Source organism: Mesorhizobium sp. P5_C1, assembly GCF_054049815.1.
In genome coordinates this window covers 1-8,763 of sequence record NZ_JBFULQ010000223.1, presented here as the reverse complement: position 1 = coordinate 8,763, position 8,763 = coordinate 1, and the positions used below count along the sequence as shown (strand labels likewise).

General features: G+C 63.6%; 8 protein-coding genes. 2 read left to right on the top strand and 6 right to left on the bottom strand.

All coding sequences use genetic code 11. From position 1 onward, the window contains the following. Positions 1–447 precede the first annotated feature (447 nt). From ACXJ7R_RS18105 to ACXJ7R_RS18080, 6 genes are all read right to left on the bottom strand, one after another. The gene (locus ACXJ7R_RS18105; RefSeq protein ID WP_457153035.1) at positions 448–1,533 is read right to left on the bottom strand and encodes an ABC transporter ATP-binding protein; all 1,086 of its coding nucleotides are present in this window, start codon (positions 1,531–1,533) and stop codon (positions 448–450) included. Then, complete coding sequence (locus ACXJ7R_RS18100) at positions 1,523–2,131, bottom strand: cupin domain-containing protein (RefSeq protein WP_457153034.1); 609 nt, start codon at positions 2,129–2,131, stop codon at positions 1,523–1,525. The genes ACXJ7R_RS18105 and ACXJ7R_RS18100 overlap by 11 nt, the downstream gene beginning before the upstream one ends. 204 nt (positions 2,132–2,335) lie before the next feature. Next, positions 2,336–3,400 (bottom strand): ABC transporter substrate-binding protein, encoded by a 1,065-nt coding sequence (locus tag ACXJ7R_RS18095; RefSeq protein WP_457153033.1) that lies wholly within the window; start codon positions 3,398–3,400, stop codon positions 2,336–2,338. Further along, positions 3,385–4,254, bottom strand: coding sequence for an ABC transporter permease (locus ACXJ7R_RS18090; protein WP_457153032.1), 870 nt, complete (start codon positions 4,252–4,254; stop codon positions 3,385–3,387). Before ACXJ7R_RS18090 ends, ACXJ7R_RS18095 begins: the two co-directional genes overlap by 16 nt. Next, positions 4,251–5,135, bottom strand: coding sequence for an ABC transporter permease (locus tag ACXJ7R_RS18085; RefSeq protein ID WP_457153031.1), 885 nt, complete (start codon positions 5,133–5,135; stop codon positions 4,251–4,253). Before ACXJ7R_RS18085 ends, ACXJ7R_RS18090 begins: the two co-directional genes overlap by 4 nt. An 85-nt stretch (positions 5,136–5,220) precedes the next feature. Beyond that, positions 5,221–6,504, bottom strand: a complete 1,284-nt coding sequence (locus ACXJ7R_RS18080; RefSeq protein ID WP_457153030.1) for an NAD(P)/FAD-dependent oxidoreductase — start codon at positions 6,502–6,504, stop codon at positions 5,221–5,223. Positions 6,505–6,748: 244 nt separating this feature from the next. Between ACXJ7R_RS18080 and ACXJ7R_RS18075 the strand changes: the two genes are divergently transcribed. Beyond that, positions 6,749–7,906, top strand: coding sequence for a fumarylacetoacetate hydrolase family protein (locus ACXJ7R_RS18075; protein ID WP_457153029.1), 1,158 nt, complete (start codon positions 6,749–6,751; stop codon positions 7,904–7,906). Positions 7,907–8,267: 361 nt separating this feature from the next. Continuing rightward, positions 8,268–8,763: substrate-binding domain-containing protein (locus tag ACXJ7R_RS18070; RefSeq protein ID WP_457153028.1), on the top strand; the 496-nt coding region annotated here is incomplete at its 3' end.

The following is an 8,763-nucleotide window of genomic DNA, read 5'->3' as shown; positions in this document are numbered from 1 at the left end:
CAGCGGCACCGTGGTGGTCGCCTTGCTGTAGGAGTTCGGTGAAATCCTTGGCAATTTCCGCGATGGTCATTTGTGTTCCTCCTGTTCAGACGCATTGCAATAGGGGACAGCCTGTTGGCCTGCCATCATCGATCCGCTTGGTAGCTGACAAGCGATGTCAGGATGATGATATCGCGCGGGGTATGTGACGACGATTTGAGGGAGCGATCGGCGGATCACATCGCCCTCAGCGGCCGGCCGTTTAGGCCACCATGACCGCTTTGGAATGCCGAAGTCGATTTCGCCTTGCAGATACATACGCATACGCCCGCAGAAGTACGCTCCTGCCTTGTACGACAAAGAACAAAACAGGAACTTAGCTTCGAGTCAAGCGTGGAATTTCCAGGCCTACGCCCCGTAGCCGACGATGCCGTTGACATCGAGGAGTGGCGGCCAATGTCGGTGAAACTAGCCCGGCAGCATAGGGCAGTTGGCGCCGCGACGTAGGCTGATATGCGCCACATCGCCGACGCTGAATTGAAAACCATCGGCCTGGCGCGGCGCGTCGATGACAACAGGTGCGCCCTGCCCGAGTTCGGCATGCAGGCGCAACGTGCGGCCGTGAAAAACGATGCTGTTGACGCGCGCCGGCGCCGTACCGGGTGCCGCCTCGGTGGCCGCGAGCAAATCCTCGGGCCGCACGCCGACAGTGCGGATCGTGCCCTCGGCCGGAGCTTCGCCGGTTTCGGAGGTCGCTTCCAGCGGCAAGGCACCCGCGGCGAACCGCAAGCGGTCGCCGTCGCGCCCGATAAAACGCGACTGCAACAGGTTCATGGTGCCGATGAAACTGGCGACGAATGTGGTCGCGGGCCGATCGTAGAGCGTTGCCGGCGGCGCGATCTGCTCGATGCGGCCCTTGTTCATGACGACGATGCGATCGGAGATCGACAGCGCTTCGGTCTGGTCGTGGGTGACCATGACGAAGGTGGTGCCGAGCCGCGACTGCAGCCGCTTCAGCTCGACCTGCATCTGTTCGCGCAGATGCGCATCGAGGGCCGACAGCGGCTCGTCGAGCAAGAGCACGCGCGGCTCGCAGACGATGGCGCGGGCGAGCGCGACGCGCTGGCGCTGGCCGCCCGACAGTTCGGAGACGCGGGCGCCGAGCTTGTCGGCCAGACCAACCATTTCGAGGGCTTCGCCGACGCGCTTTGCCTGCTCGGCGCCGGAAAGTTTTCGCAAGGACAGACCGAAGCCTACATTTTCGGCAACGTTCATATGCGGAAACAGCGCGTAGTCCTGGAACACGGTGTTGACTGGCCGGTCGTAGGGCCTGAGTGCCGTGATGTCACGGCCGTCGAGCAGCACCTTGCCGCTCGACGGGCTTTCGAAGCCGGCGATGACGCGCAGGCTGGTGGTCTTGCCGCAGCCCGACGGCCCAAGCAGGGTGAGAAACTCGCCGCGGACGATGTCGAGATCGACGGCGTCGAGGCCGACAATGCCGCCGGGAAAGATCTTCGAGACCGCCTGCAGCCGGACAAGAGGATCAGGCGCCATCGCGAACCTCGGACGGCTTGGTGGTGTTGACCCAGAGGATCTGGCAGCGCTCGGCGCCCGGATTGCGGAAGGCATGCAAAAGCGTGCTCTTGAACGCAAAACTGTCGCCGGTCTTCAGCACGTAGTTCGTCGAATCCACCACCAGTTCGACCTCACCCGAAACGACGAAGCCGAATTCATGGCCGGCATGGGCATAGGCCTCGGCGGTGCCGCCGCCGGCTTCCACCGACACCAGCATGCCAGTCAGCGTCGCACCCGGCGGCGACAGCAGCGCCTTGGCAATGCCTTCGGACTTCACCGGGATGGCGCGGCGGCTGTTGGCACGCACGCAATAGAGATCGCTGACGGCATCGTTGCCGTCGGCGATCAGCGCCGACGGCTCGATATCGAGGGCTGCCGCGAGCGGCCAGATCACCTTGACGCGCAGCGAGGACATGCCGCGCTCGATCTGGCTGAGCGCGCCGATCGACACGCCGGCCCTGGCGGCCAGATCGGCCAGCGACAGGTTGCGCTCAAGCCGCAGCGCCCGCACGCGCCGGCCAACCCGCACATCGGCATCGTCCTTCGGCTTTTCAGCCGCTTCGTCCAGCATGTCCATGCATTCGTCCTCGTTGCAGTCAACTTTTGGGCGGGGCGCTTGCTGGGCTTCCCTTCTCCCCTTGTGGGAGAAGGTGGATCGGCGCGCAGCGCAGAGACGGATGAGGGGTGTTGGACGGATCACCGTCTTTGCCAAGCTGGAACACCCCTCATCCGTCGCCTTCGGCGACACCTTCTCCCACAAGGGGAGAAGGAAGAACCAGGCTCAGCCGCCTGCCTTGACCTTTTCGAACATCTTGGCGAGTTCGTCATTCTGTTTCATCGGTCCGGTGAAGATGGTGGTCTTCAGCATCACCTCCGGGTCGGACGGCAGCTGCAGTTTTTCCAAATCCTCCTTCGGCACGGTGGCAAAGGCAGAGCTCAGCGAACTGCCATAGCCATAGGACTCGATCAGGTATTTGCCGGAGTCGGCGTCCAGCCGGCTGTTGATGAAATCATAGGCGAGATCGACATTCTTGGCGTCCTTGAGCATAACGAAGCCGCAGGACCAGGTCAGCATGCCCTCCTTCGGTTTCATGAACTCGACCGGCACCCCTTGCTTCTTCAGCGAGGTGGCCGACGCGTTCCAGGTCATGGCGGCGACCAGCTGGCCGCTGGCCAGCGCCTGTTCGACCGAGGTCATGTCGGTGGTGTAGTTGGAGAGCAGCGGACGCTGCTCGCGCAGCTTCTCCGCCACCTTGTCCATTTGCTCCGGCGTCATGTCGAACGGATTGACGCCGGCCAGAAGTGCCGCAACGATCGGCGTGTCATGCACGGCGTCGATGGTCGCCATGCGACCGGCATACTGCTTGTCCCAAAGAAGGTTCCAGCTCGCTTCCGGGTTCTTCACCAGATCGGTGCGGTAGAGGATCGAGGTGTTGCCCCAGTCCCACGGCACCATCCACACCTTGCCGTCACCGGCCTGCAGGTCGGGCAGGTTCTTGAACACCGGGAAGATCGAATCCCAGTTCTTGATGCGCTTAGTGTCGATCGGCTGCAGCAGGCCTTCCTTGTTCCAGCGCGCCACCTTGTCGTAGCAGGGATGGGCGATGTCAGGGCGGAAGCCCGCCTTGACCTTGGTGAAGGCGTCATCGTCGTCACCGAAGATGGAGGCCTCGACGCCATCGGGATGCGCGGCAAGGAAGCTCTTGTTGAAGTCGGGCAGTTCATAGCCCGACCAGGTGAAATATTGCAGCTTGTCGCCGGCGAAAGCCACGGTCGACGACAGCGCCAAAGCCAGGGCGGCCAGGCCGGTCCGGGCCATCTTTCCAGATATCAGGTCGAATGCCATTTCAGTTCTCCTCTCTTGGTATGTTTTGGTTGTGATGGATCCGTGGGTCGTGGCGCCGCTGCGGACAGGCCGCGATGGCGCAGGATTTCGGCGATTGCAGCAATGACGAAGGAGACGGCCAGGATCGACGTGCCCAGCGCCATGACGGTCGGCAGCGATTTCGGGAACCTAAGCTGGCTCCAGATGTAGAGCGGCAGCGTCGGCTCTGTGCCGGCGAGGAAGAAGACGACGATGAACTCGTCGAAGGAGATCAGGAAGGCCAGCATGAAGGCCGAGACGATGGCCGGCAGGCTGAGCGGCAGCATCACCCGCCGGAAGGTCGTCCAGTCGGAAGCGCCGAGGTCGAGTGCCGCCTCGCGAATGGTTTTCGGGATGGCAGCAAAGCGGCTGCGCATGATCACCACCGTCGTTGGCAGCGCCACCAGTATGTGGCCGAGAACGATGGCAATGCGCGACGGCCCGAGACCGATGAGGTTGATGAGGATCAGCAGCGATATGCCGACGATGACACCCGGGATGAGGATCGGCAGCCGCGCGACGGCGCTGATGGTGGCAGCCAGCGGCGAGCGGCCATAGAGATCCATGTAGGACACGGTGATGCCGCACAGCGTTGCCCCCGTGGCGGCAATCGTAGCGATGACGAGGCTGTTGACGAGCGCGCCGGACAGCACCGAATTGCCGTAGAGCGTCGTGTACCATTGCAAGGTGAAGCCCTGCAGCGGAAATGCTGCCTGGATCGAGTTGTTGAAGGAAAACAGCGGGATCAGCAGCACAGGCAGATAGAGAAAGACCAGGTAGGCGATGACATAGACGCCAAGCCAGCGGCCGCCACCCTGCGCGTGCGCGATGTTCATGTGCGGCTGCCAAATCTGCGGTCGGTGAAGCGTGCGACCAGCACCACGGCAAGGATGACCAGCATGACGGCGACTGCGAGTGCGGCGCCAAACGGCCAGTCGTTGGCCTTGCCGAACTCGGCCTGGATCAGCGTACCGATCATGGTGCTGGCCGGGCCGCCGACGAGCGCTGGCGTGACATAGTCGCCTACCGTCGGCACGAAGACGACAAGTGCGGCCGCCAGCACGCCGGGCATCGAATTGGGCAGCACGACCCGGCGGAAAGAGGTGAAGGGTCTGGCGCCGAGATCGGAAGCGGCCTCGATCAGCGACTTCGGGATGGTGTCCAGCGCAACATAGATCGGCAGGATGGCGAACGGCGCATAGGCGTGGGCGAGCGTGACGACGACAGCGGCCGGCGTGTTGAGAAAGGCCAATGTCGGCTCGGACCAGATGCCACTTTCGATCAGCGCCGAGTTCAAGACGCCGTTGTAGGCAAGCACGATCTTCCAGGCGAAGACGCGCAGGAGATAGCTGGTCCAGAACGGCAGGGTCACGAGGAACAGCAGCAGGCCGCGCCGCCGTCCGGCATGGAAGGCAAGGTAGTAGGCAACGGGATAGGCGGTGACGACGGTGGCGAGCGTCACCAGCGCGGCAATGACCAGCGATCGCAGCGTCACCGTCCAGTACAGCGGATCGGACAGCACGGTGGCGAAATTCGCCAGGCTGAAACCGGTGCCGAGCAGCGAACCGTCGTTGTTGCGGAAGGCGAGGAAAAGCACCAGTCCAAGGGCAAACAGGATCAGCAGGAAGGTGACCAATGCGCCCGGCAGCAACATCGCGACCCGGAAGCCCGTTGAAGACCGGGCCTCTGGCGCTTGCGTTGCAACAATGGTCGACATCGACCTGCTCATCGAGATTTTGAAATTACCTAAGAATTTTTCATATTCATGAAACTGTCAAGCGGAATCCCGCTGGCATGCTGCGTCAACGCTCCAGCGCATCGAGCAGGCGATACCAGGCGATGGTCGCGGCAACGCCGACCTGCCGGAAGGCGTGGAACGGGATCGGCCGGATCGGCGTGAGTGGAAACGGCAACTGAGTGGCGTCGCCATTGGAAAGATAGGTTGCGATGCGCTCGCCAAGCGCCGTCATCAGGCCGATGCCACGGCCCTGGCAGCCGACCACGGCGACAAGGCCTTGCTCCGGCTCGTGGATGTGCGGCAGGTGATCGGGCGTCATCGCTACCCGACCGAACCAGCGCTTCTCGATGGCGACACCGGACAGGCCGGGATAGAGCCGCCGCAGCGCCCGCTCGAGATGCGCCCAGTCACTGGCGCTCGTCGGCAAGGCCATGCGGCCACGCCCGCCCAGCACCAGACGGCCATCGGCGCTCTTGCGGTAGTAGACGAGGATGCGACGCGAATCCGACACCGCCTGCCCTTCCGGGAGGATCGTGGCCGCCAGCTTGGGCGGCAGCGGTGCCGTGGCGATCTGGAAGGAATGCAGCGGCACGATCGTCTCGGCGAGGCCAGGGATCAAACCATCCGTATAGGCGTTGGTCGCCAGCACGACCGCCTTCGCCTGCAATTCAGTGCCGCTTCCGGTCGAAACACGCCAAACGCCGCCGGCGTTGACGAGCTTTACGACCTTCTGGCGCTCCGCTATCCCGACACCGGCCGCCGCTGCGACCCGGGCCAGTTCCGATGTGTAAGCGAGCGGATCGATGACACCGGCGCGGCGGTCGAGCCAGCCACCGAGATACCCTCGAGCGCCGGTCATCGCCGCGATCTCGGCCTCACTCAAAAGCTCGACGTCGGCGCCCCTCGCCCGCCATTGCCGGTCACGGTTTGCCGCCGCCTTCAGCGCGGCCTCGGTGTGCGCCGCCTGGATCCAGCCATTGCGGACGAAGGGAACCGCCAGTTTTTCATCGCGGATCAGTTCGAACACGGCATCCGCGGTCGAAGCGGCGAAATCGATCAGCGCCTCGCCGCGCTCCGGGCCAAAATGCGCGAGCAACCATGCCGGATCGTATTTAAGACCGGGAATGACCTGCCCGCCATTGAGCCCCGAGGCGCCGCGGCCGATGTCGCCGGCCTCCAGCACCTGCACGGACATGCCAGAGCGGGCCGCATGCAAAGCCGTCGACAAACCCATGATGCCGCCACCGACAATGACGACATCGACACGTCCGCCGCCGGCAAACAGCGACTGAAACCTGGAGGCCGCTTGCGGCTTGCGCCAGACGGGATCGGAGAACGGTGCGGGCAAAGGGTCACCTGGATGGGCTGCGATGAATGAAAACTGTAGTCAGAATTTCACGATTTTGAAATAGCGTTCGCGGCCCTGACATTTGGACCAACGCCAACGGACCTTTCGGACCAGGTACTTGCCGATCGAACACGGCAATGCAGATTGGCAAGCAAACGGGATAGACCTTTGACCGGAATCCGGTGAAGGTGCCGCGCCGATGCGGCCAGCCCGCATTGTCGATCATTTCAGAGGACCGAACGCCATGACCAACCCCACGCACCTGCCCGCTGAAGGCCTTTTTGTCGGCCGCGCCAGGAGCAGTGATGTCCCGTACCCCATGGTGGTCACGGTGCGCGACGGCACGGTCCTCGACATCACGTCGAGCGCGGCACCGACCGTGCGTGATGTCTGCGGGATGCCTGATCCGGCCGGTCATGTGCGGTCTGCCAAGGGCAAACCGATCGGCTCGCTCGAGGCCGTCGCCGCCAACAGTTTTGAGGCCACGCGCGATGCGAACAAGCCGTATCTGCTGTCCCCGGTCGACCTCCAGGCGGTCAAGGCCTCGGGCGTCACCTTCGTCGTCAGCCTGCTCGAACGGGTGATCGAGGAACAGGCGCGCGGTTCGTCCGAAAAAGCCGACGCCATCCGCGCCGACATTGCCGGGCTGATCGGCCACGATCTGTCGAAGCTCAAGCCCGGTTCGCCAGAAGCGATGGAGATCAAGGCCAAGCTCATCGCGCGCGGGGCCTGGTCGCAATATCTGGAAGTCGGCATAGGTCCCGATGCCGAGATCTTCACCAAGTGCCAGCCGATGGCCTCGGTCGGCTTCGGCGCCGATGTCGGCCTGCACCCGGTGTCGACCTGGAACAACCCCGAGCCCGAGATCGCCATGATCGCCGCCGGCAGCGGCAGGATCGTCGGCGCCACCATCGGCAACGACGTCAATCTGCGCGACGTCGAAGGGCGTTCGGCGCTGCTGCTCGGCAAGGCCAAGGATAACAATGCCTCGGCCGCCCTCGGCCCCTTCATCCGGCTGTTCGACGACACATTCTCGATCGATGACGTGAAGCGGGCCGTCGTGCGCCTGAAGGTCGAGGGCGAGGACGGGTTCTCGCTGGAGGGCGCAAGCTCGATGGCCGAGATCAGCCGCTCGCCAGAAGAGCTGGTTGCCGCCGCCATGGGCCCTCACCACCAGTATCCGGACGGGCTGGCGCTTTACCTCGGCACCATGTTCGTGCCGTCGAAGGATCGCGGCGAAAAGGGCAAGGGCTTCACCCACAAGGTCGGCGACATCGTCACGATCTCGTCTGAGAAATTCGGCGCGCTGGTCAACCGCGTGCGGCTGTCGCCCGACTGCCCGCACTGGACCTACGGCGCCAGCCATCTGATGCGCGAGTTGGCCGGGGCCAAGCTCATCTAGCGGGCCTCTGCTCGCAAGCCGCCACCCATGGCGGCATTCCGACCGCCAAGGCGCGGCGGCTGACGCTGGTGCCGATAGGCGCGATGGCGGAGGTTGCCGGAGTGATCCACGTCGGCGCCGGCGGCATCGTCGACGCCAATCTTTCGACCGCCGCGAAAAACCACCGCAACTGATGCAATCTGATGGGAGCGCTGATGGCGCCCCGTCAGGCGCCCACTACATCTGCAGATGGAGGCTTGCCATCCGTCGAAAAAGGGAATGCTCTGACGCATCCAACCGGCGCTGGCAAATACGCGATCCGGCGGTCGCCGGAACAAGGGACGGATAAGGAACTGACCATCTACAAACGGGAGGAAATCAAATGCTGACACGGCTAAGACTCGTTCTATATGGCCTGTTGGTGGCGCTGACGATTGTTCCGGCAGCGGCACAGGCCAAGACCTTCTACTGGATTTCGCATGGCGGCCCGGCCGACCCGGTCTGGACCTACTTCCTGGCCGGCGCGAAGCAATGGGCCAAGGACACCGGCAACACCGTCAACACCTCGTTCCACAATGGCGACGTGGCCTCGCAGCAGGAAGCGGTTCGCGCCGCCCTCTCCGCCAAGGCCGACGGTATCGTCACCACCAGTCCCGATCCGGGCAGCCTTGTCGAGATCGTCAAGGAAGCCCGCGCGGCCAACATCCCGATCATCAACTTCAACACGCCCGATCCCAAGGCCAATTTCAACGCCTATGTCGGCGGTGACAACGTCACCTTCGGCAAGCACTGGGCGCAGTATCTGGTCGACAAGGGCCTGGTGAAGAAAGGCGACTTCGTCTGGATGCCGGTCGAGGTTCCCGGGGCCACCTATGGCG

Coding starts and splice junctions, on each gene's coding strand:
- ACXJ7R_RS18105 (WP_457153035.1), bottom strand. CDS start 1,533: ATGGCGCCTGATCCTCTTGTCCGGCTGCAGGCGGTCTCGAAGATCTTT.
- ACXJ7R_RS18100 (WP_457153034.1), bottom strand. CDS start 2,131: ATGGACATGCTGGACGAAGCGGCTGAAAAGCCGAAGGACGATGCCGAT.
- ACXJ7R_RS18095 (WP_457153033.1), bottom strand. CDS start 3,400: ATGGCATTCGACCTGATATCTGGAAAGATGGCCCGGACCGGCCTGGCC.
- ACXJ7R_RS18090 (WP_457153032.1), bottom strand. CDS start 4,254: ATGAACATCGCGCACGCGCAGGGTGGCGGCCGCTGGCTTGGCGTCTAT.
- ACXJ7R_RS18085 (WP_457153031.1), bottom strand. CDS start 5,135: ATGTCGACCATTGTTGCAACGCAAGCGCCAGAGGCCCGGTCTTCAACG.
- ACXJ7R_RS18075 (WP_457153029.1), top strand. CDS start 6,749: ATGACCAACCCCACGCACCTGCCCGCTGAAGGCCTTTTTGTCGGCCGC.